Genomic DNA, 21,944 nt, shown 5'->3' on the forward strand with positions numbered 1-21,944 from the left:
GAGGGCATGGCCACTCCGTGCAGTCCGATACAAAGATACACTCGGGGTCAATTTTGTTTCCGGGGTTAAGCAAATCTTTGCCCACGCTTCCCCCGGCGGATATCTATGTACTTGAGTACATGGATGAGGTCTGATCTAATCTTGGCTCAAGATCCTCGTACAGAGGCGGACGGGGTGGCGAAAGCCCCCGGGGGACCGACCGGAAGGAGACCGCACCGTGGACGTCCAGCGACTGGAAACGTTCGTGGCCGTGGCCCAGAGCAACACCCTCGCCGAGGCCGCGGACCGGCTCGGCTATGCGCGCTCGACCGTCACCAGCCACTTACAGGGGCTCGAACGCGCCCTCGGCGCCTCCCTGTTGGAGCGGGGGGCGACCGTGAACCGGCTCACCAAGGCGGGCGCCCGCTTCCTGGAGTACGCCACCGACATCCTCGACAAGCTGGCCCAGGCGCAGGCGGCGGTGGCGGCCGCCGCGGAGGACCGCCCCGGCAGCCTCGGCATCGGCGCGACGGCGTCCGTGTGCACCTACCGCCTGCCGAGCTTCCTGCGGACCCTGCGCCGGCTCATGCCCCACCTGGAGACCCAGGTGTTCGTCGGCTCGGTGGCCGAGCTGCGGGACCAGGTCGGCCGGGGCGAGCTGTCCGCCGCCCTCGTCAACTCGGCGACCGTCCCCGCAGCGGACCCGTCGGCCGTGCCCGCGGCCACGCGGCCGGCCGCGGAGGACGACCGCCGGCACCTGTGGACCGACCAGGTCGTCCTGGTCGGCACGCCCGAACAGGTGGCCCGCCCCCAGCGGCTGCTGGTCACCGCGCCGGGCTGCGTCTACCGCGAGATCGCCGAGCGGCAGGCACTCCCCCACCTCGGACGCGTCCAGGTCCAGCAGGTGGGCAGCGTGGACGGCGTCAAGTCCTCCGTGCTGGGCGGCATGGGCGTGGGCGTGGTGCCGGCCGTGGCGGTGGGGCCGCAACTGCAGTCGGGGCAGCTGGTGAAGCTGCCGCTGCCGGCGCTGCCCCCGGTGATGACCGAGCTGATCTGGAACACCGGGGTCACACCCCCGCACGTGGTCCCGCACCTGCGACGGCTGCGCCCGCCGCAGCCCCTCGCGCCCACCGTGCCGCGGGACCTCCCGTCCGCCCGGCCGCGTCCCGCGTACGTCACGACCGGTACCGCGAGTTGAGCCCGCGCCCCCGGCCGGACCGAGGAGGCGGCGGCACGGCGCCGGGCGCCCGGCCCACGCCACCCGGGCCCGCGAAACCGCTCACCCGCGGCCCCCTCGGCGCCCTGGACCGCAAAGGCCTCCGCCGGGCCGGGACGTCCGGCTGCCTCATGGTCGTCACCGCGTGCGTGCTCTTCGGCCTGAGCGGCACGGCCTCGCGCGAAGTCATCGACCGGGGCGTCGGCGCGGTCACCGTGACCGAGTTCCGCATGCTCTTCGGCTTCGTGAGCCTGTTCGCCGGGCTGGGCCTCGTCCGCCGCGATCTGCTGCGCCTGCCGTGGCGGAGCCTGCCGCGGGTGGCGGTCTTCGGCATGGCGCTGGCGGCGCTCATCTACTGCTACTCGATGGCGATAGCCCGGCTCCCCCTGGCCGTCGCCCTGGTGCTGCAGTACAGCGCCGCCGCCTGGCTGACCGCCGCCGACGCCGTGCGCCGGCGCGGCCGCCCGGCCACGAGCATCCTGGTGGCCCTGCCCCTCACCCTCGGCGGTGTGGTGCTGATGGTCGGCGTCGGCGGTGCGCAGCTGAGCCGTCTCGACCCCCTCGGTCTCGTCTTCGGACTGGCCACGGCCGCCTCCTACATCCTGTATCTCGTGTGCGGGCGCTCCCTCGGCGGTGCCGTGCCCGCGGGCACCTCCACCCTGTACGGCTCGCTCGTGGCCGCCCTCGCGTGGTGCTGCGTGCAGCCTCCGTGGCGCATCGAGAGCAGCGCGTGGGAGCCGCGCACCCTCGTGCCGCTCACCCTGATCGGCGTCCTCGGGATGGCCGCTCCGTTCGCTCTCGTGCTCCGTGCCGTACGCGTCCTCGGGCCGACGCGCGTGAGCATGCTCGGCACCTTCGAGATCGTCGCCACCAGCGTCGTCGCCTACCTGTGGCTCGGCCAGGAACTGACGCTCCTGCAGTGCTGCGGTGCCCTGCTGGTGATCACCGGTGTCATCGTCTGCGGACGCCACGTTCCCGACGGGGAACCGGCGGAGCAGCCGGCCCCGCCCCCACCGGGCACGCTCCGAGCGTAGTGCGCCGGCCGGCCCGCGGCGCGGGCCGGTACGGCATCCCCGAACCGCGGTTCACGACTGCCGAATCGGTCTGGGCCCGAACCCCGGAACCAGAGATCTTCGATGTGCCGCGGCAGACCGCGGCCCCTCGACAGGAGGTCCTACCCGTGCGTCCCATCCAGTCCAGAGCGAAACGCATCCTGCTCTCGACGGTCTCCTCCGACTCCCACACCTGGAACCTGGTGTTCCTCCAACTGCTGCTCGAAGAGCGCGGCTACGACGTGGTCAACCTCGGGCCGTGCGTGCCCGACGCCGAACTCGTCGAGCAGGTGCGCCTCCAGCGGCCCGACGCCGTCGTCATCTCCTCGGTGAACGGGCACGGTCACATCGACGGCCGCCGGCTCATCAGGACGCTGCGGACGGACAGCGACCCGGCCCTGGCCGCGGTCCCCGTCATGATCGGCGGCAAACTGGGCATCCAGGGAGCCGCCCAGCCCCGCCTCGCCGACGAGCTGGTCGCGGAGGGCTTCGACGCCGTCTTCACGGACGGCGCGGATCCGGCCGAGTTCGGCACCGCGCTGCAGCGGATGACGGGACAGCGCCCCGGGATCGCCGGAGTCGCCGCATGAGCGGCATACGCCCCCAGGGCGCCGCCGCAGCACCTCTCCAGGGCACCCCGGAAGCGTCCGGGAGCACCCCCGACATGCAGACCTACGTGGAACAGGCCGCGCACGCGGGCCAGTTGGTCGTACAGCCCCGGATGGGCATGTCGGACCCGCGGAGCATGGCCGACGGCCTGGCGGCCGTCGCGACCGCCCGCGCCAGGACGCTCGCCACGCTCACCATCGACTCCTACACCCGGGTCGAGGACATCGCCGGCGCCGAGGCGGCCCTGGCGGCCGGCCGCGCGCTGAACGGGTTCCCGCTCGTCAACCACGGGCCGCGCCTCACCGCGCAGGTCGCCCGCGCCGCCGACGGCGTCCCCGTCCAGGTCCGGCACGGCTCCGCCCGGCCCGCCCACATCTTCGACGCGATGGTCGCGGCGGGAATGGCCGCCTCCGAAGGCGGCCCCGTCTCCTACTGCCTGCCCTATTCCCGGCGCCCGCTCGCCGAGGCGGTGCCCGCCTGGACCGACGCGACCCAGCAGCTCGCCGAACAGGCCGCCGAGCACGGCATGCGGGCCCACCTGGAGACCTTCGGTGGCTGCATGCTCGGCCAGATGTGCCCGCCCTCGCTGCTCGTGGCGATCAGCGTCCTGGAAGCGATGTTCTTCGCCCGTAACGGGATCACCTCCGTCTCGCTGTCCTACGCCCAGCAGACCAACGCGGTGCAGGACGTCGAGGCGCTGGCCGCCCTGCACCACCTCGCGGACCTCTTCCTGCCGGCCCATGTCGCACGGCACGTGGTGCTCTACACCTACATGGGCGTCTACCCCGCCACCGAGGCCGGGGCGGAACTGCTCCTGGACTCCTCGGCCCAGCTCGCCGTGCGCGGCGGCGCACAGCGGCTGATCGTCAAGACGGTCGCCGAAGCGCACCGCATCCCCACCGTCGCCGAGAACGTCGCGGCCCTGGAGCGGGCGGCCCGGGTGTCCCGCGAGGCCCTCCGGGACGACTGCCCCCTGCCGTGGGCCCGCCAGGTCGACTACGAGACGGTCTACAGCGAGGCGCTGCGGCTGATCACCGCCGTCCTCGACCACGGCTCCGACATCGGCGCGGGCCTGCGCGCCGCCTTCGCGTCCGGCACGCTCGACGTGCCCTTCTGCCTGCACCGCGACAACGCGGGCGCGGCACGCGGAGCGATCGGTGACGACGGCCGGCTGGTGTGGGCCGACACGGGCGCCATGCCCCTGCCCGCGCCCGCGGGCACCCACCACGTCGTCACCTCCAGCCGGCTGCTGAGCATGCTGCGCTTCACCGCGGACACCCACGACCGGTCGGCGGCGCTCCTGACCCGCCCCCGCGCGCAGGTCACCGCCCCGCACCGGGTCGCGGTCGTCGGTTCCGGCCCGCGCGGTCTCGCCGTCGTCGAACGTCTCGTGGCCCGTCTGCGGGACGAGACTCCGGACCGGGCCGTGGAGATCGTCCTGATCGACAAGGACGAGGTCGGCGCGGGACGTGTGTGGCGCACCGACCAGAACCCCGTCTTCCTGATGAACACCGCCTGCGGCGAAGTGACCATGTTCTCCGGCCCCGCCGACGACGGCCCGGCCCGGGCCGGAGCGGGCCCGACGCTGGCCCAGTGGTGGGCCGCCACCGAGGACCCCTGCTACCCGGGCCCCAACGCCTACGCCCCTCGTGCCCTCTACGGCGCGTACCTGCGGTTCTTCCTCCAGACGGTGCAGGACTCCCTGCCGGCCGGTGCGACGCTGCGCCGGCACACCGGGCACGTCACCGGGATGCAACGCAGCGGCGCGGCTTGGCAGTTGCGGTGCGCCGACGGCGAACTGATCGACGCCGACCGGGTCGTCCTGGCCACCGGCCACCCGCTGACCGAACTGTCGCCGGACCAGGCCCGCTTCGCGGACTTCGCCGCGAGCAGCCCGCGGCTGGAGTACGTCCGCGGCGACAGCGCCGCCGACATGCCGCTTGAGCGCATCGCACCGGGTGCCCGCGTGGCGGTGCTCGGCATGGGGCTGACGTTCTACGACATCGTCGCCGCCCTGACCACCGGCCGCGACGGCCGGTTCCGCGAGGGCCCGGACCGCAGCCTGCGGTACCTGCCCTCCGGTCTCGAACCCGTCCTGGTGGCCGGCTCACGGTCCGGGGCGCCGCTGCCGGCCCGCGGTCTCAACCAGAAGGGCCCGACGTGGCGTTACACGGCGCGGCTGTTCACCGCGGAGCGGATCGCGGCCCTGCGCGCCCCCGGCCGTCCGCTCGACTTCCGTGCGCAGGTCTGGCCGTGGCTGCACGCGGAGATGCAGCTGGTCTACTACGGGACCGAGGTGCGCGCCCGGCTCGGGGACCGCGCGGAGCGGGAGTTCCTGGCGCGCGCCGCCGCCCTGGTCGAGGGCGCGGCAGCCGACGCGGCGGACGAGATCGTGCGCGCGGCGGCCGAGCGGCTCGGCGTCGACGGTCTGCCGCCGCTGGACGTCGATGACCTGGCGCGTCCCTTCGCCGGCCGCGGTTTCAGCAGCCCGGCCGCGTTCCACGCCGCCCTGCGGCAGCTGATCGACGACGACCTCGAACACGCCGGACGGGGCAACTTCCAGGGGCCCCGCAAGGCGGCGCTGGACGTCCTGCGCGACGTCCGCGGCACCATCCGGCGCGCGGTCGACTTCGACGGCCTGACCGCCGCGTCGCACCGCGAGGACTTCCTCGGCTGGTTCGCGCCGCTCAGCTCCTTCCTGGCCGCCGGGCCCCCCGCACAGCGGCTGCGGCAGACGCGCGCCCTGCTCGACGCGGGCGTCCTGCGGGTCGCCGGTCCGTCGGCCGAGTTCGCCGCCGACGGGGCGGGCGGACGCTTCACCGTCCGCTCCCGGCAGGTCGAGGGCTCCCTGCACCACTGCGAGGCCCTCGTCGACGCCCGTATCCCCGCGCCGGACCTCGACCGCGACACCGCGCCGCTCACCCGGCACCTGCGCGGCAGCGGCCTGTGGACGCCCTGGACCAACCGCCAGGGCGAGGGCAGTCCCGTCACCGCGGGCGTGGCCACGACGGCGGTGCCCTACCGGCCCGTGACCGTGGCGGGAACTCCCGCCGACGGCGTGTACGTCCTGGGCATCCCCTCCGAGGGACAGCGCTGGTTCATGCAGGTCGGGTCCGCGCGGCCCGGTCCCTGGACCGACTTCACCGGCGATGCCGACGCCATCGCGCACGACGCGCTCGCGGCGCTTCCCCGGCCCGCCGCCGCCCGGACGCTGGAAGGAGCCCGAGCATGACGACGGCCCGAGACCAGCGCGGCACGGCACCCTTCGCCGACGGCCGCGCCTCCTCCTACTGGACCCACCGCCGTACCCCCGCCCACGCCGCCTTCCGGCGCGGCCGGGACCTCCTGCTGGACCTGCGCGCCGACCACGAGGCCGCCCGCCGGGCCTTCACCTGGCCCCGGATGACCCACTTCAACTGGGCACTGGAGTGGTTCGACGTCATCGCCCGGGACAACCGGCGCACCGCCCTGGAACTGATCGGGCCCGACGGCCGGGACCAGCGCATCTCCTACCAGGACCTCGCCACCCGCTCCGACCAGCTCGCCAACTGGCTCACCCGCACCGGCGTCCGGCGCGGCGACCGCGTCCTCATCGTCCTGGGCCCCCAGGTCGAGCTGTGGGAGACGCTCCTCGCCTGCCTGAAGACCGGGGCCGTGGCCATCCCGACGTACACCTCCCTGACCCGCACGGAAGCCGCCGACCGGATCGGGCGCGGCCGGGTCCGCCACGTGATCTGCCGCAGCGAGCTCGCTCCCCTCTTCGCCTCGTGCGACTCCGTCCCGCACACCCCGCTGACGCGCATCGCGGTCGGCGCCCACGTCACCGGCTGGCACCCCTACGACGACTCCTACCAGGTCTCCGCCTCCTACCTGCCGACCGGTCCGACCCCGGCCTCCCACACGGCGTTCGCCTACTTCACCTCCGGCACCACCTCGGCGCCGAAACTCGTCGTCCACACCCACGCGTCGTACCCGGTGGGACACCTGTCCTCGATGTACTTCAACGGGCTGATCCCCGGCGACCGGCACGTCAACATCTCGGAGCCCGGCTGGGCCAAGCACTCCTGGTCGAGCTTCTTCGTCCCGTTCACCGCCGAGGCGACCCTCGTCGTCCCACCCGCAGCGCACGTCGACCCAGGGCACCTGCCGCGGCTCCTCCGGGACCGGGGCATCACCAGCCTGTGCGCTCCCCCGGCCCAGTGGACGCGGCTCGCCGCGCACGCCTCGACCGCCCAGCCCCGGCTGCGTGAGGCGACCACCGCCGGCGAACCGCTCGCCCAGCACGTCGGTGAGGTCATCGAAGCCGAGTGGGGCGTGACCGTCCGCGAGGGTTACGGCCAGACGGAGACGACCGCCCTCGTCGGCACCACCCCGGGACTGCCTCACAAGCCGGGCTGGCTCGGCAAGCCGCTGCCCGGCTGGAACCTCAGCGTCCGGGACGAGCAGCTGTACGTCGAACTCGCCGACGGGCCCGTGGGCATGATGACCGGTTACGACGGCGACCCCGAGCGCACCCGGCAGGTCCTCACCGCCGACCGGTACGCGACGGGCGACTCGGCCGTCCTGGCCTGCGACGGCTACGTACGGCTCCTGGGACGTAGCGACGACGTCTTCAAGTCGGGCGGGCACCGCGTCTCCCCGTACGAACTCGAAGCGATCCTGCGCACACACCCCGCCGTCCGCGCCGCCGCCGTGGTCCCCGTGCCGCACCCCGCGCTGACGCTCGCCGCGCACGCCGTGGTCGAACTCGAGCCCGGCGCCGACGCCACGCAGGCGGAACTCCTCGACCACGTCGACCTCCACGTCACCCGGGCCCTGCGCGTCCACAGCGTCTCCTTCGCCGACGCGCTGCCCCGCACCACATCGGGCAAGATCCGCCGCTCCGAAGTGAGCGCGCACCTGCGCGTCACCGGGGGTGGCAGCGCACCCGGCCTCTCCCACTCCCAGCACTCCGAGCACTCCGAGCTCGCCGCGTACTCCGCGTACTCCGAGCCGAAAGGCAGCCCCATGACCGTGACCGCCCCCCCGCCCCGGCGCCGTGACGTCCTGGTCGTCCGCGACCTCCTGAACGCCCCCGACCTCGACCGGCTCACCTGGCAAGCCTATGTCCAGCCCGGACGCCAGGCGGTCGACGTGCACTGGCTCTACACCGCCGAGGACACCGGCCCGGACGGCGCCGAGGCCTACCTCGCGCGATTCGGCGCCGGCGCGCACGGTGACCTCCACCGCCACCTCGGCTACGAGCTGATCGTCGTCGTGGACGGCGAACTGCGCAACGACAACGGTGACGTCTACGGCCCCGGCTGCCTCGTCCTCGAGAAGCCCGGCAGCGTGCACCGGGTCAGCAGCCTGCACGGCTGCACCCTGCTGGTGATCCGGGAGAAGCGCACCGAACCCCTGCCGCCCGGCGAACTCCCGGACACCGGACTCGCCCTGGACGGCGCGCCGCTCCTCACTTCCTGACCCCGACCTGCCTCCCCGACAGGCCCCCTCGTCCCCCTCGTCCCCCTCGATCACCCTTGAGTAGAAAGCACCCCAAGACCATGTCCCAGCAGATCACGACGGCACCGGTCGCCCACACGGCGGTCCCGCTGCCCGTCGGCAGGTCGGGCAAGACCCACTCCCCCCAATACAAGTGGGGCATCCTCGGCATCGGCATCATCGCGCAGGCGGCCTTCAGCGCGGCCTTCCAGGGGATCCCCATGGCCAGCGCGGTCCTCCAGTCCGACTACCACTACTCCACCGGCCAACTCGGCCTCGTGCTGGCCGCCTTGACCTGCGGTGCGGCGGTCACGGAGATCGTCTGGGGCGTGCTCACCGACCGGTTCGGCGAGCGGGCCGTGCTCGTCACCGGCCTGGCGGGCACCACCGTGAGCCTCGGCGCGGCCACCGCGTTCCTCGTCCCCACGACGGGGTACACCCCGCCGTCCTGGCTGCTGTCCGCCGTCCTGCTCCTCGCCGGGGCGCTCGGCGGCTGCGTGAACAGCGCCTCCGGCCGGGCGGTCCTGGGCTGGTTCCCGCCCGGCAACCACGGCTTCGCCATCAGCCTGCGCGTCGCGGCCGTCCCCCTCGGCGGCGCCATCGGTGCGCTCGCGCTGCCCGCCCTCGCCATGAGTGTCGGCTTCCGGGGCGTGTTCGGCTTCCTGACCGTCTTCGCCCTCGCCGCCACCGTCGCCATCGTCTGCTGGCTGGACGAGCCCCCGCTGCCGCCCGCGGGGCACCGCGACGCCGGCGTCAGCCCGCTGCGCCGCTGGAAGATCTGGCGGATCTCGCTGAGCGCCTTCCTGCTGGACTTCCCGCAGTTCACCGTCCTGTCGTTCGCCGCCATCTACCTGCACACCGAGCATCACATCGGCATCACCGCCATCGCCGGCCTGCTCTTCGCCGTCCAGGCGCTGGGCGCGGTCTCCCGGGTGTGGAGCGGCCGCTGGACGGACAACCGGGGCGGCCGGCACCGTCGGAGCATCGTCATCGTCTACAGCTGGGTCATCGCCGCCTGCTTCGTCGGGCTCGCGCTGTGCCGGTCCGGACCCTCGTGGATCGCGGCCGCGCTGATGGTGGTGGCCGGCCTTCTCTCCTGCGGCTGGCACGGCGTGCACTACGCCGAGATCGCGATCATGGCGGGCAAGGAGCGCTCCGGGACCGCCCTCGGGCTGGAGAACACGATGGTGTTCGCCGGCGCCTTCCTCACGCCGCTCATCATCCCCGGGATCCTCTCGGCCACGTCCTGGCCCGTGGTCATGCTCCTCGTCGGAGCCGTGCCCGCCGTGCTGTCCGCGGTGGTCATGCCCCGCGAGGGGAGGTAGGCGGGACGCCCGCGCCCGGCCCAGGCCGGCCCCGGTGCCACGACGCAGTTCCGGTCGCGGCACCGGGGCCGACCGACAGGCACACGACATCCGACGGCCGGTCCGCTTGCACTCGTCATCCGGTCGGAGGCGGCCGTCACGCGACCGCGCTGCGGCAGAGGCCGGACAGGACAGTCGGTGGAGCGGCGGGCGGAGGATGAGGGTGCTGCGTCACGCAGTGTGCAGCGGCCCCGCAGACAGGAGGAGCAGGGTTCCACTGCTGGGTCTGCGCGGCCGCTGTACGTTTCACGTACCCTACGGTGCGTCCGATAAGCCCGATCCTTCCGATCGCCGGGCAGGATGTCTTCTCAACGCGTTGGGGGCCCGGCCGTATCCGGCCGGGCCCCCAACGCGTTGCGCGCGCGGCGCGCTGATCGCGCGGGTGTCGTGCGTCTACCAGCGGTACCAGCGGCCCCTGCGCCCGCCGCTGTCCGCGGAACGGACGACGAAGCCCAGCAGCCACACGATGAGCACGATCACCGCGATCCACCACAGTGCCTTCAGGGCGAAGCCCGCGCCGAAGAGGATCAGAGCCAGCAGAAGAACCAGAAGCAGGGGAACCATAGTTATCAACCTCCTGGCCACCGGATGCCCTTACATCCCACCTACAAGCACATAAACTGTTTGTTTATTTCGAAAGGTCAGGGGCATATGCGGGCCGCCGTGCACGGTGTCCCGGCGCCGCCACGCCGTACGGGGCCTCCGGCCTCGTCAGGCGGCACGGCATGCCCGGGACCCGGGTCACCGGACGGGCGGCGGGGGCAATAGGCGGAAGGACCCCGTCGAGTCGCGGCTGCACACGGCGATCTGCTCGGGCAAGGTCAGAAGTCGACGCCGATGATTCCCGGCCCGTGCGGGAGTCTGTCCTTCGACAGCGATCTTCCGGAAGGCGGCCTCATGACCACCCTGCACGACTTGCTCGAAGCCCACGTCGGTGCCGGCACACTGCCGGGAGCGGTCGGCCTCGTGGCCCGGGGTGATCGGGTCGAGGTTGTGGCCACCGGGTCGCAGGACGCCGCGGGCGGCGCCCCCATGGCGAGGGACTCCATCTTCCGGGTCGCTTCGATCACCAAGTCCGTCACCGCCGCGGCACTGCTGATCCTCGTGGAGGAGAACAGGATCGCGCTGGACGACCCGATCGGGATCTGGCTGCCAGAGCTGGGGAAGCCGATGGTCGTCCGCACGCCGACGAGCCCGGTGGACGACGTGGTGCCGGCCATCCGGCCCATCACCGTCTTCGACGTGCTGGCCTCCCAGACCGGGTACGGTTTCCCCTCCGACTTCACGCTGCCGGCGGTACAGGAGTTGTTCACGGTCCAAAAGGACGGCCGGGTGCCGAGCAACTTCCCACCGGCCGACGAGTGGATGGCGGCGCTCGGCGGTGTCCCGCTGCTGTACCAGCCGGGCGACGCCTGGCTGTACGACACCTGCTCCGTGCTGCAGGGGGTGCTGATCTCACGGGTCACCGGACAGTCGCTGCCGGAGTTCCTGGCGGACCGGATCTTCAGGCCGCTGGGCATGGTGGACACGGGTTTCGAGGTGCCGGCCGCCAAGCGGGACCGGTTCACCAGCTTCTACAGGCCAGGTGACGACGGCAGCCTGGAGCTCGCCGACGGCCCGGACGGTGAGTGGAGCAGTTTGCCCGTGCTGCCTCTCGGCAACGGCGGACTGGCCTCGACCGCCGACGACTGGCTGGCCTTCTGCCGGATGCTGCTGGCCGGCGGGGTGGCGGCCGACGGCCGCCGGGTGCTGGCCGCCGACTCCGTACGCATGATGACCACGGACCATACGAATCCCGCGCAGCGCGACATCGGCCGGCTGTTCCTGGAGGGCCAAGGATGGGGCTTCGGCGGCTCGGTCGACATCGACCGGACCAACCCGTGGAATACCCCCGGCCGCTACGGCTGGGTCGGAGGCACGGGCACGGCAGCGCACGTCATCCCGGCCACGGGGGCGGTCACCATCCTGCTGACTCAGGTGGCAGCGATGAGTCCGGCGCCCGCACCGGTGATCACGGAGTTCTGGCGGTACGCGGCGGACGCCTGACACCGCATCTCACGCCCGTAGCCTGACAGGGCGCGCCCAGCGACAGGGCCGCGAACTCGACTCCGAAGAAGATCGCACCTTGCAGCGTGGCGGCGAGCAGCACCTCGCCCAGGGCTTACAAGGGAGCCGACGCCGTCGGCATCCCCGGCCAGGCCTCCTTCAGCACGCCCGGCAGACACGCCGGTTGGCCCCACGGCAAGGTCGCGGAACCCGCCTGGTTGAACCGCGCGGGCACGGGGGAGGTCCCACGTCCGGGGGCGTCCGATGGCGCCCCGGTGGATCACCACGGACGATGGTGACGAAACCCCCGGCACGGCAGCGGATCCCCCGCGGCCGCGCCGCACACGTGTGTCCCGGCACGGTCTCGGTCTCAGGAGGTATCGGGTGCGGACTCCTCCCAAGCCGCACAACGGCTTGCGCCCGAAAGTGTTACGGCCCTCGCTGAACACCCCGCGGGCCCGGCTCGACATGACAGTGATCCTGCTGGTCCTCGTCGCGACCACGGTGCTGCTGGCCTGGTTCGGTCTCGGCAACTTCGCCCATGCCCTGACCTTCCCCGGTCGCCTCACCGGTGCCGTCTTCATCTCGATCGCCTTCACCACGCTCCTGGCCGTCGGCGCGACGGTGGACCACTGGACCGGGCACAGTTTCCAGTACTCCGGCCTGCTCACCCTGGTCGGTGTGTTCCTGGCGCTCCTGACCGACGCCATGCTCCTGCTCAGGACGCTGAAGAGCGGCGATCTGGTGGTCTTCCCCGTGGTGTTCGGCGTATTCACGGCGGCGGCGGCGTGGGCTCTGTACGCCGTGTGGCGGACGTCGGTCACGGTCCCCGCCCCGAAGCGGGTGGCCGCTGCGGTGGTCGTCTCCTCGATCCTCGCCGTCGCCAATTTCGGCTATCAGAACCTTTACCTGCCCTACCGGCGCGAGACCAGGCCTCTCATCACGTTGTCCGTGGACAAGGCTGTGTTGAGCCAGGACCGCAAGGCGTTCGCCGTACCGGTCGACATCACGATCCAGAACCACGCCGATGTGGGGTTCTACGTGCTCGGTACGGAAGTCCACGCCATGGGGGAACGAGTGGGGCTGAGCCCCAAGGACCGCCTCCGCCAGCAGTGGCGAAGCGATGCCGAGCAGTTCGCCCACTCCTCGGGGGAGATGAACCCGCTCTCCCGCAGGGAGATCCACCAGCCCGGCGAACTGGTGGAGGCAAAGCCCTGGATGCAGCCCGGAAACTGGATCGAGCCGAGCGACGCCTTCACCACGCGCATGGTGGTGCAACTACCCCTGGACACGCGGTACGACCAGGTGGCCTACTACGCCAGCGCGAGCCTTGCGCGCAAGGATCAGCTCGTCCTTGAGCCACCGCTCAACTTCGTGGCGACCTCCTGGGGTCGTGGCGACGTCCCGAAATGGGTGAAGGCCCAGCAGCAGAAGAAGGGACTCGACTCCCTCGTCTACCGTGCTCGGGTCCACGAGAACAACGCGATCGACGAAACCATCAGGGAGCCGCGCTTCGTCAGCCTCTACTGGACGTTCGGCACGCACGGCGCCAGTCTGCAGTCGAGCATCACACGCAAGGGCGAAGACGACAGTGGCCAGTTGTCCGGGGAGGACCAGCGGGCGTTGGTGAGCCGGTACGGACTCGTCGATCTCTTCGCCGGCCCCGTCGAGCGGACCCTGTGGGACATCAAGAGCCAGCACTGAGCCCCTCCAGCCAGGCGACCAGCGCGAGTGAGCTGTTCATCCGGTCCCAGGAGTGCGCGTCGCCGATGCCGAGTTGCGCCTCCCGCACGGCCCGGCACAGCGTCTCGATGTCGAACATCTCCGTGACCAGCGGATGCCGGGCACAGCGGCACAGGGCGATGAGCTCGTCGCCGTGTCTGCGCAGCCCGCGGGCGTAAAGGTCGTCGAAGGGGACCTTGACCGCCCTGCCGCGGATCGGCGCCGGAAGCAGGTCCGCCAGGGCCTCACGGAGAACGGCCTTCGGACGGCCCGGCCGGAACGTGGCCGCGGCGGGGAGGCGGCTCATCGTGGCGACCACCTCGGGGTCGAGGAAGGGGTGTGAGAGGAAGAACCCGTCCTGCCCGGCCCGGTGCCAGGACAGCGGGTCGGGGGCGGCGAGGTAGTTGGCGGCGTCGTACAGCGACTCTTCCGGTCTGCGCCCGAACACGAAGCGGCTCTCCGCGACGCGGGCCTCCCGCAACCCGTGAGCCCGCGCGAATCCGGGCCGCACCCATCGGGGGCGGCCGAAGGCGCCGAGTCCGCCCAGCACCGTTCCGCCCCGGGACAGTGCGGTGATCCGTTCGGCCGTGAGCGGGAGAGTCGGCCGGACCACGTAGGAGTGGACGACGTCCCGCAGGCCCCGTTCGCTCCCCTCGGCCCAGGCGCGTGCCTGCCGGGTCATCTGCCGGAGCCGGCCCGTGCGCGCGAGCCTGTGCAGGTGGAACGGGTTGGCGTCGGCGACCGGGTCGGCCCCGCAACCGGTCAGGAGGGTGTCGCAGCCCAGCTGCGCGGCCTCGCCGTGGAGTGTGCTCCAGAACGGGGCACGGAACGCGTGCGCGTGAGGCTCGTCCGCGTCTCCCGCGTGGTGCCGGAAGTCGTCGAAGTCGGCCACGTCGTCCGCGTCGACGATCACCGGGCGGGCGGCGGGGGCGTGACGGCGGATCGCCTCCAGCGCGAGGCCGAGGTACGGCTGCTCCATGGCCAGCTCCCCCTGGGAGAAGCGCCCGGCGAGCAGGACCAGCTCCCCGGGGCCGTGGGTCCCCGAGCCCAGCAGGCGCGCGGCGAGCAGCGCGACCCCCGTGGAGTCGGTGCCGCCCGAGACATGACATGCCGTCGTCGCGCCCATACGGCGTCCGACGGCGTTCTCCAGCGCCAGGCGCAGGCCCTGCGCGGCCTCGTCGAGACGGGGTCCATCGGCTGTCCACACGGGCGCGTCGGTGCCGGGACGGGCGTGGCGCGGCGTACGACCGCGCAGCTGTCCGCTGAGGGACAGCTCCACCACCTCACCGCCGAGGACGCGGTGGACGCCGGTGAACGGAGTCAGGTCCGTGTGCGGTTGCGCCATGTTCCCGGTGAGGTACCGGCAGAAGTAGCGGGGGTCCAGCCCGTCGGCGCCGCCCAGGGCTCGGGCGGACGTGCTCACGGCGTTCACGCGGCCCCCGGACACCCTGAAGAACAGGGGAATGCGTCCCTGCTCGTCGCGGATCAGGAGGATGCGGTCGCGGCACACCAGCACGGCCGCGTAGTCACCGGCCTGCGTCGGCGGGACCGCTCCGTGCCGGTCGCAGGCGTCGAGGAGGGCGTGTGCGCCCGTCACCCGGTCGCGGGCCGAGCCCACCCAGCCGACGACGGCCGCGGTGCCGGCCGGCGAGGAGACCGTCGTCACGAGTCCCCGACTGGCCATGGCGTCCGCGGCCCGCAGTCTCGGGGCGCCGCCCGCCCACTCGAGGCGGAGGGCGTCCATGTCACCGTCCCCCGCCGTCGATGGAGAGGACCGGGTCGAAGGCGTGCCCCTGCGGGTCGGCGTCCGGGATGCACAGACCGGCCGAGGCCGTCCAGGCGTGCAGGGCGAACGGGTGCTCGCGCACGCCGACATGGAGTACGGCCTCCAGACCGGACCGGCGCAGCAGGACGAACGCCGTCACCGCCTCGGACTTGCAGTCGCCGTCGACCAGCCAGCTGCGGCGGCTGTGTGCCTGCACGGCCCGCTTCAGCCGCAGGACCTCCTCCGCGGACGGCACGTCCGCGCGGACGTACTCCGGGGCGGCCAGGGACAGCAGCCGCAGGACCCGCCCGAATCCCACGGTCCGGATCAGCAGGTGCACTCCGCGCAACCAGGGCCCGACACCGGCGTCGGCATGCTGCTTGCGGCGGTCCCGGACACAGCCGGCTCGCAGGAGAACGGTGACGAGCTCGGCACGCTCCTCGGGGGTTCCGTCGGCGAACTTGCGGAGGTCCGCCGTCGGCATCCCGAGAAAGCGGGTCCGTTTCCAGTCCGCGATCAGCGCTCCGCCGGACATCCCGGTGACACGGCAGTGCGGTGACAGGATCCTCGCCATGGCTGCCATGGCTGCCATGGCACGGGTGTCCTCAGTCACCGCACTTCCTCCAACGTTCAACCGTGAACGGCGTCAGGACAGGTAACCGTGACCGTCGTAGAGTCCGCCGCTGAAGCCCCGGATCAGACGGCCGTCGCCGAGAAGGACCAGCCGGTGCGCCTGACGACGCCGCAGAAATCGGAGAAACATCGCCCACCTCCGGATCGGGCAGGGCCGGATCAACTCCAGGCTACTCTGGCCGGAATGCCCCGCAACCGGACCGCCGACGCCGATCGGGCCGGGCTTCCACGAGCGCGGCCGCCGCACAGGACCACACTCCGTCAACATGCCGTGCATGCGGGGGCTTTGCCCACCGTCACGGTTGTCCGCCCGGGTTGCGGTCGGCCGGCGGCGGATGCAGGGGGGTTCCGCCCCGCGAGCCGGTGGCGGGCCCGTGCAGCCGAGCCGAGGAACTCAGGCGTGGGTCACTCCCCCACCCGCTGATGCCGGACGGCCGGCCCACACCGATTCACGAACTGCTGCAGGGCCCGCGTTCCGTTCCGATCTGGAACGTGGAGGCGGTCGCGTCGATCACCTCGCGGCGATCCTGCCACCGGCTACCTCGCCTCGGCGTACGGTCCGGGAGCAATGGCTCGATCCGCAGCCGGGCTCATCGCTCGTGGGCCCGAACGAAGCCGAGTCACGTCAACGGCTAGGACTGCGGCGGCGGTGCTGCGTCAATGGACGACTGAGCGGTGTTGGTGATACCCCTGATGCCGAAGTAAGCCGTGGTCATCGTGCTGACCGCGGTGAAGGCGCTGGAGAGAATGGCCACGGTCTGCGCACTGCCCGTGCTGCTCACACCCCAGATCGCAGCGAGAGTGATCGCCAGATCGCCGAGCAGGATGACCGACAGGCCCGTCCAGGCGCGGGTTGCCTGAAGGCTTCGTTCGGCTGCGATGTCCCTGCTCTGACCCGCGTCACCTGTCGGCTGCGTCACGCTCTTCTCCTCCGCGCCATCGACGTCGGCCGGTCACGGTAGCCGCTGCCGGCTCCCGGGAACCGCCTCTCAGGTAGAGAACAATCCGCTGATCTCATTGATCATAAATGACATCAACTTCCGGAGAACTGACCATTCGAGTGAATTCTATCGCCGGCCGGTGGCCATCGCGAGCGAGGAACGGTACGTGTGCTTCCGCGCAGACAGCAGCCGACCGGCCCCCACGCGTCACCGAGTGAGCGGCGAGAAGTCGACGGGCACTCTCCGTGCGTCCTCCCCTGATCGAGCGGCGACACCGGTGGCGGCAACGCACCAACTCCCGTGCCGCTGACGGGTTTCGAAGTCTCGACCTGCCGGCTCAGGAGTCCTGGCGAACCGCAGGAGGTTCGCTGTCGTCGGCGCCGCGACGAACGAGGGGCCGCGCCACGCCGAGTCGACCCGTACGACTCGACCCGTGGGCGCGCTCGCCCGACGGGTTCGAAACGCCCGCCGCTGACACCGCGGCAGAGAACCTCAGCGGGGACCGTTCGCGGAACCGGGCCGCATTCGGCATTCTGGAGACATGCCCGAGATATGGATGCCGGGAGCCGTCACGGTGGACCTTGGCGATCACGCGCCATGTGATCCGGCGTTTCCGGCGAAAGCCATCGCGCACATAACGGCGGATAAGAATGCCTCCGCGGAAGCACCGCAGGATCTCGTGCCGTTCGCCAACCTCATGAGGTTCTTCACCCTCGGCGGAAAAGGCATGGCGCCGCATCTCCTGTGGGATCCCTTCACCGGCGCGTTCGCCCAGTTCTTCCCCGCCACCTCCCGCAGCAAGTCGCTCGACGACCGGCCCGGAGGCACCCGCACCAACCGCGCGGGTGAAGTCGTCATCCAGATCGAAGCTCTGTTCTTCCCGCACTGTCGTGTCAACGGCCGTACATTCGCCAGGCTTACCGACACCCCCTGCAAGGGCTGGAGGGAACTCAACACATGGGTCCGCTCCTGGGGTGTGCCGGACACCTGGCCCATGGGTCCTCCGACCGGTTTCACCTCGGTCCGCTCACCGGGCGTCTGGAGGTCCCAGGGCGGCTGGTACGCGCACGCCCATGTCCCGGAGAACAACCACGTCGATCCCGGATCCTGGCCCGTGTTCGTGCAGGCACAGCCGAACCGGCCGGGCGGGGGGCCCGCTGTCCGTCCGGCGTTCGAGCCGTTTCCTGGGGCATCCTTTTTCCTGGACGGACGGAAATCGCCGATCATCGCCGCGATGCACCGCCGACTGGTAGCCGAGGGCTGCGACCGGTACCAGTCCAGCGGCGACATCGAGGTGTGGGGGGCGGGCGACGCGAGGTCCTACGCCGCCTGGCAACGAAAGCTGGGCTTCGCCGGCAGTGACGCCAACGGCATCCCCGGCCCGTCGAGCTGGGACAGACTTCAGGTCCCCAACGTCTGACGGCAGGGCTCACGACACACGTTGCTCCGTTTGCAGGACAGGCCAGGCAGGCGCACGCTGGAACTGAAGCGCAACGGCGGCCAGAAGAAGACTCTCGCGCGGAGTGCCCCGTCTGTGGGCGACGTGCGGTGGCCGGCCGGAACCGACCTCCCGGCGGAGGAGGGGCGCTATGGTCTCCCTTTCGAACGTGCGGTTCGGCAAGACGAACCATGACGTGAAGACCCTGCAGAGCGCACTGATCGCAGCTGGTTTCCGTATCCCTGACGGAGCCACGGGCTTGTTCGGCCCGCAGACGAAGTCGGCCTACGCGGCCTGGCAACGGTCCATCGGCTTCGCCGGATCGGCCGCGGACGGATTCCCCGGCTGCTCGTCTCTGACGAAACTCGGCGCCAGAGCCGGGTTCCATGTGGATTGTCGGCATCCCGGGTCCGTCGCCAAGAGCGCCGTCCAGTACACAAGGAATACCGGGATCGGCAAGGACAAGGACACCGCCCGCGCCTTCGCGTTGCAGGCGTGCGAGTTGACAGCCGCCCCGAAGGAATGGGTGACCGGGGTGGGCAACGATGCGAACCTGCTCACCCTCATCGAGCGGGAATCGCGGTTCGACGCGAACGCGGTGAACCAGAGCGATGTGAACGCCACGGGGCCGCGGCAGGTGGACGGAGCGAGACTCAACTGCTCCCGTGGGTACACCCAAGTGATTCCCGACACCTTCGCCGCCGATCACGAGGCAGGTACGACGAACCGGATCTATGACCCGGTTGCGAACATCGCAGCTGCCATCAACTACATCTGGCGGAGATACGGAGACATCTCGGGGGTCCAGCAGGCGAATCCGCACCTACCGCCCCATCCCTATTGAATTGAGGAGAGCGCCATGCCTGCGCAAGAGCCGTTCCCCGGAGCGGCGTTCTTCCACAAAGGTCAGCACAGCCCGGTCATCACCGCCATGGGGAAGCGCCTCGTCGAGGAAGGGTGCGGGAAGTACCAGACGGGCCCGGGGTCCGAGTGGACCGACGCCGACCGCCAGTCCTACGCCGCCTGGCAGCGCAAGCTCGGCTTCTCGGCGGGTGACGCCGACGGCACACCCGGCCAGCAGTCCTGGGACCGGCTCCGCGTCCCGGCGACGAGTGGCGGGGATCATCACGTCCCCGCTCCGGTACCGGGGCACGCGGTCACGACTTCCTACCACAAGAAGGGACCCCACTGGAGTCTCGGCTACCACACGGGTGCGGACTACGCCGCCCCGAAGGGTACGCCCTGTGTCGCCGTCCTCAACGGCACCGTTCGCACCGGGCAGGACGGCAGCTTCGGCAACTACCTCGTGCTGAGATCAGGCGGATTCGACTACTGGTACTGCCATCTCTCCGAGCGTGACGTCAGCAGTGGTTCGGTCCGGGCCGGGCAACAGATCGCCAAAGTGGGCTCCACCGGGAATGCGACCGGGCCCCACCTGCACTTCGAAAAGCGCCCGGCCGGTGGCCGTTTCGGGTCCGACATGCCTCCCAACTGGTGACCGTGCTCCCGCAGTGACGCGCATCAGTGGTGGAGCTACGCCATTCGTCACAGAGGTCGACGAGCCGTACGGGTGGGGTTACGGCTACAGCCATCTGCAATACGCATCGTTGAATCCGCGGAGGAATCGCCATGCCCATGCTGCTCATCAAGGGCTTCTACGACATCAAAGGCTCGCAGCCGGACGGAGACACGGTCCATTTCACGGCCGAGGACCCCGCGGAGTGGAGCCTGGTCGGCGGCGGGCTGGGCCGCGCCGTCGAGCACAGCGTGACGGGCCGCGCGAAACTGCGGCTGGACGCGATCGACGCACTCGAGACGCACTACGGCGCGAACCGTGTCCACCAGCCGCTGCAGTTCGCTCACGCCGCACGCGACGAGTTGTTGGGCTGGCTGGGTTTCACCGATGTCCAGCGCGGTCCGGACGAGGGCGTGACCGCCACCACCCCGGACACGGTTCCCGGGTTCGTCCTCACCCGCGGTACCGATGTCCACGGCCGCTGCATCGCCCTGGCGGGGCGCGGAACACCCCCGGGGACCAGTGGCCTGGAGATCGACGTCGACGCGGCCGTGCTGAGGACGACGGTCAACCACCATCTCCTCACCACGGGATTGGTGTACCCGACGTTCTACCGCAGCCTGTTCACCAGCTTGCGGGCGGAGATGACCACCGTGGCCAAGGAGGCCCGAGACGCGGGACGGGGCCTGTGGCCGAGCGACGTCACCACGACCGGAGCGAAGATCACCGGTCTGGCCTCGTTGACGGACGACGTCGTACTTCTCCCCAAGCTGTTCCGCCGGCTGGTGGACTACCTTCAGCTCACCATGCCGCTGACCTGCTTCCCGGCCTTCCTGGCGGGCGTCGGGGACCACTTCTCCATCCTGGCCACGGGCGAGCGGTGCCTCGGCCTCCAGCGCGTCGTGGAGACCACGAACGGCCAGACCGTAGGGATGACGCATCCCCCCGAGGACCTGCTCTTCGAGGACGCCTGACACCGGCCGTCTCCGGCGGAGTCGGCCGTACGAGACGAGAAGCCGGGAACATTGTCGGCGTCCCGCTCAGGGGCCGGCACACCCGTAGGCGGCCGTCGGCTCAGCAGCGGGCGGCCGTCAGCGGCCCGCTTCTCGTCGACGGCGCACGTTCGACGGACGGTTCGCCAGGCCAGCGGGTTCGGCCCCGTCGCCGGTCACCGCGGCGGTCAGGGGGGTCCTCCCCGCTGGACGAGGCACCCGGCACCGAACCGTCGCCCTGGTCGGCCCGGCGCCTCCCGAGCGTTCCGCAGGCACAGGCAGGAAGGCAGCATCATGCACCAGAGCGTTCGCGACTACTGGATCACCTTCAACGATCCCCTCGAAGGGCGCGTCCACTTCATGTACCTGGACGTCAAGGGCTACGTGAGCACCGGAATAGGGAACAAGATCGACGAGACCGCCCAGGACAACTCCGCACCGACCGCGCAGGAGCGCGACGCCTCTCTGGTCGCCGCCAACAGGCTTCGCTGGCTGGTCAACGACGTGGACACCGAGGCGACGCCGGAGGATGTCGCCACCGACTGGGACACGGTGAAATCGCATATGGAGCTTGCCCCCCTCGGGCTGCACGGCAAATTCCAGCCGTTCACGCGCCTGCACGTGGACGACGAGGAGGTCGACCGCCATGTCTTCGCGAAGCTCGACGAGATGGAGTCGGTGCTCACCTCGCGCGACGAGTTCGGCGGTTTCGCCTCGTGGCCGGCCAACGCGCAGCTGGCCACGCTGAGCATGTGCTGGGCGATGGGCCCGAAGTTCCGTTTCCCCAAGTTTCAGGACCACGTGCGGGACCGGGACTGGGCGGGGGCCGCGGACGAGTGCCACTTCACCCCGGACGTCGGCACGATCAGGATCCGCAACATGCTCGACCGGGCTCACCTCCTGCTGGCCCGCGACGTCGAGGACCGAGGTCTGCCCATCCAGCAGATCGTGCTGGACGTGTCGGACGTGTTCGGCGTGCAAGGGGCGCTTCTCGCCCTGGACTTCAAACCGCTCTCGCAGGACGGCGTGGACGGCCTGCTCACGCAGGGCAAGGTCCGCGAGTTCCAGTCGGCCACGGGCCTGGTGGAGAACGGGGCGTTCGACGACCCGGACACGGTGTCCGCGCTCGCCGCCCAGCTCTCCGGACGCGGCTTCACCGTGTTCGGCGCCTGAGCGCCCGGCCGAACCGA

The 21,944-nt window shown here is 71.1% G+C and carries 16 protein-coding genes and 2 pseudogenes; 14 read left to right on the forward strand and 4 right to left on the reverse strand.

Annotation, left to right across the window (positions count from 1 at the left end):
• The first annotated feature begins 217 nt into the window (after positions 1 to 217).
• The 6 genes from ABVB68_RS11815 (at position 218) to ABVB68_RS11840 (ending at position 9,662) form a co-directional block, all read left to right on the forward strand.
• Entirely contained in the window at positions 218 to 1,177 is a 960-nt protein-coding gene (locus ABVB68_RS11815; RefSeq protein ID WP_353600891.1) for a LysR family transcriptional regulator, read from the forward strand.
• Positions 1,178 to 1,326: 149 nt separating this feature from the next.
• Positions 1,327 to 2,229, forward strand: coding sequence for an EamA family transporter (locus ABVB68_RS11820; RefSeq protein WP_353600892.1), 903 nt, complete (start codon positions 1,327 to 1,329; stop codon positions 2,227 to 2,229).
• Between the two features lie 146 nt (positions 2,230 to 2,375).
• Positions 2,376 to 2,837, forward strand: coding sequence for a cobalamin B12-binding domain-containing protein (locus ABVB68_RS11825; RefSeq protein WP_353600893.1), 462 nt, complete (start codon positions 2,376 to 2,378; stop codon positions 2,835 to 2,837).
• Positions 2,834 to 6,088, forward strand: coding sequence for an FAD/NAD(P)-binding protein (locus tag ABVB68_RS11830; RefSeq protein WP_353600894.1), 3,255 nt, complete (start codon positions 2,834 to 2,836; stop codon positions 6,086 to 6,088). Before ABVB68_RS11825 ends, ABVB68_RS11830 begins: the two co-directional genes overlap by 4 nt.
• Positions 6,085 to 8,319, forward strand: coding sequence for an AMP-binding protein (locus ABVB68_RS11835; protein ID WP_353600895.1), 2,235 nt, complete (start codon positions 6,085 to 6,087; stop codon positions 8,317 to 8,319). The genes ABVB68_RS11830 and ABVB68_RS11835 overlap by 4 nt, the downstream gene beginning before the upstream one ends.
• Before the next feature lie 80 nt (positions 8,320 to 8,399).
• Positions 8,400 to 9,662, forward strand: a complete 1,263-nt coding sequence (locus ABVB68_RS11840) for an MFS transporter (protein WP_353600896.1) — start codon at positions 8,400 to 8,402, stop codon at positions 9,660 to 9,662.
• A gap of 432 nt (positions 9,663 to 10,094) precedes the next feature.
• Here ABVB68_RS11840 and ABVB68_RS11845 read toward each other — a convergent pair whose 3' ends face one another.
• Positions 10,095 to 10,265 carry a DUF5670 family protein gene (locus ABVB68_RS11845; protein WP_055705189.1) on the reverse strand — a complete coding sequence of 57 codons (171 nt, stop codon included), beginning with the start codon at positions 10,263 to 10,265 and terminating at the stop codon, positions 10,095 to 10,097.
• A gap of 333 nt (positions 10,266 to 10,598) precedes the next feature.
• Between ABVB68_RS11845 and ABVB68_RS11850 the strand changes: the two genes are divergently transcribed.
• Positions 10,599 to 11,747 (forward strand): serine hydrolase domain-containing protein, encoded by a 1,149-nt coding sequence (locus ABVB68_RS11850; RefSeq protein WP_353600897.1) that lies wholly within the window; start codon positions 10,599 to 10,601, stop codon positions 11,745 to 11,747.
• 384 nt (positions 11,748 to 12,131) lie between these two features.
• Complete coding sequence (locus ABVB68_RS11855) at positions 12,132 to 13,451, forward strand: hypothetical protein (RefSeq protein WP_353600898.1); 1,320 nt, start codon at positions 12,132 to 12,134, stop codon at positions 13,449 to 13,451.
• On the opposite strand, the gene ABVB68_RS11860 is transcribed toward ABVB68_RS11855, so the two are convergent.
• The 3 genes from ABVB68_RS11860 to ABVB68_RS11870 form a co-directional block, all read right to left on the reverse strand.
• Positions 13,435 to 15,213 (reverse strand): asparagine synthase-related protein, encoded by a 1,779-nt coding sequence (locus ABVB68_RS11860; RefSeq protein WP_353600900.1) that lies wholly within the window; start codon positions 15,211 to 15,213, stop codon positions 13,435 to 13,437. The two genes, ABVB68_RS11855 and ABVB68_RS11860, sit on opposite strands and share 17 nt — an antisense overlap.
• Position 15,214: 1 nt before the next feature.
• Positions 15,215 to 15,847: a lasso peptide biosynthesis B2 protein gene (locus tag ABVB68_RS11865; protein ID WP_353600901.1), complete on the reverse strand. Its 633-nt coding sequence runs from the start codon at positions 15,845 to 15,847 to the stop codon at positions 15,215 to 15,217.
• A gap of 652 nt (positions 15,848 to 16,499) precedes the next feature.
• Positions 16,500 to 16,787 carry a hypothetical protein gene (locus ABVB68_RS11870; RefSeq protein ID WP_353600902.1) on the reverse strand — a complete coding sequence of 96 codons (288 nt, stop codon included), beginning with the start codon at positions 16,785 to 16,787 and terminating at the stop codon, positions 16,500 to 16,502.
• A 577-nt stretch (positions 16,788 to 17,364) separates the two neighbouring features.
• Here ABVB68_RS11870 and ABVB68_RS11875 point away from each other — a divergent pair.
• The 6 genes and pseudogenes from ABVB68_RS11875 (at position 17,365) to ABVB68_RS11900 (ending at position 21,927) form a co-directional block, all read left to right on the forward strand.
• Positions 17,365 to 18,228, forward strand: a complete 864-nt coding sequence (locus ABVB68_RS11875; protein ID WP_353600903.1) for a peptidoglycan-binding protein — start codon at positions 17,365 to 17,367, stop codon at positions 18,226 to 18,228.
• 169 nt (positions 18,229 to 18,397) lie between these two features.
• Positions 18,398 to 19,090 carry a transglycosylase SLT domain-containing protein gene (locus ABVB68_RS11880; protein ID WP_353600904.1) on the forward strand — a complete coding sequence of 231 codons (693 nt, stop codon included), beginning with the start codon at positions 18,398 to 18,400 and terminating at the stop codon, positions 19,088 to 19,090.
• Between the two features lie 18 nt (positions 19,091 to 19,108).
• Positions 19,109 to 19,351: pseudogene (locus ABVB68_RS11885) on the forward strand (peptidoglycan-binding protein); the annotation flags it as partial.
• 108 nt (positions 19,352 to 19,459) lie between these two features.
• A pseudogene (locus ABVB68_RS11890) lies at positions 19,460 to 19,744 on the forward strand (M23 family metallopeptidase); the annotation flags it as partial.
• 131 nt (positions 19,745 to 19,875) lie between these two features.
• On the forward strand, positions 19,876 to 20,736 hold the full coding sequence (locus ABVB68_RS11895) for a nuclease (protein ID WP_353600905.1): 861 nt from the start codon (positions 19,876 to 19,878) through the stop codon (positions 20,734 to 20,736).
• Positions 20,737 to 21,048: 312 nt separating this feature from the next.
• Positions 21,049 to 21,927, forward strand: a complete 879-nt coding sequence (locus ABVB68_RS11900) for a peptidoglycan-binding domain-containing protein (RefSeq protein ID WP_353600906.1) — start codon at positions 21,049 to 21,051, stop codon at positions 21,925 to 21,927.
• The last annotated feature ends 17 nt before the right edge of the window (positions 21,928 to 21,944 follow it).

Source organism: Streptomyces sp. NPDC096012 (genome assembly GCF_040426375.1).
Classification (GTDB): Bacteria; Actinomycetota; Actinomycetes; order Streptomycetales; family Streptomycetaceae; genus Streptomyces.

Bases quoted from the DNA above. Each gene is read 5' to 3' on its own strand.
- ABVB68_RS11820 (WP_353600892.1), top strand. From the start codon at position 1,327: ATGGTCGTCACCGCGTGCGTGCTCTTCGGCCTGAGCGGCACGGCCTCG.
- ABVB68_RS11830 (WP_353600894.1), top strand. From the start codon at position 2,834: ATGAGCGGCATACGCCCCCAGGGCGCCGCCGCAGCACCTCTCCAGGGC.
- ABVB68_RS11835 (WP_353600895.1), top strand. From the start codon at position 6,085: ATGACGACGGCCCGAGACCAGCGCGGCACGGCACCCTTCGCCGACGGC.
- ABVB68_RS11840 (WP_353600896.1), top strand. From the start codon at position 8,400: ATGTCCCAGCAGATCACGACGGCACCGGTCGCCCACACGGCGGTCCCG.
- ABVB68_RS11845 (WP_055705189.1), bottom strand. From the start codon at position 10,265: ATGGTTCCCCTGCTTCTGGTTCTTCTGCTGGCTCTGATCCTCTTCGGC.
- ABVB68_RS11850 (WP_353600897.1), top strand. From the start codon at position 10,599: ATGACCACCCTGCACGACTTGCTCGAAGCCCACGTCGGTGCCGGCACA.
- ABVB68_RS11860 (WP_353600900.1), bottom strand. From the start codon at position 15,213: ATGGACGCCCTCCGCCTCGAGTGGGCGGGCGGCGCCCCGAGACTGCGG.
- ABVB68_RS11875 (WP_353600903.1), top strand. From the start codon at position 17,365: ATGCCGGGAGCCGTCACGGTGGACCTTGGCGATCACGCGCCATGTGAT.
- ABVB68_RS11880 (WP_353600904.1), top strand. From the start codon at position 18,398: ATGGTCTCCCTTTCGAACGTGCGGTTCGGCAAGACGAACCATGACGTG.
- ABVB68_RS11895 (WP_353600905.1), top strand. From the start codon at position 19,876: ATGCCCATGCTGCTCATCAAGGGCTTCTACGACATCAAAGGCTCGCAG.
- ABVB68_RS11900 (WP_353600906.1), top strand. From the start codon at position 21,049: ATGCACCAGAGCGTTCGCGACTACTGGATCACCTTCAACGATCCCCTC.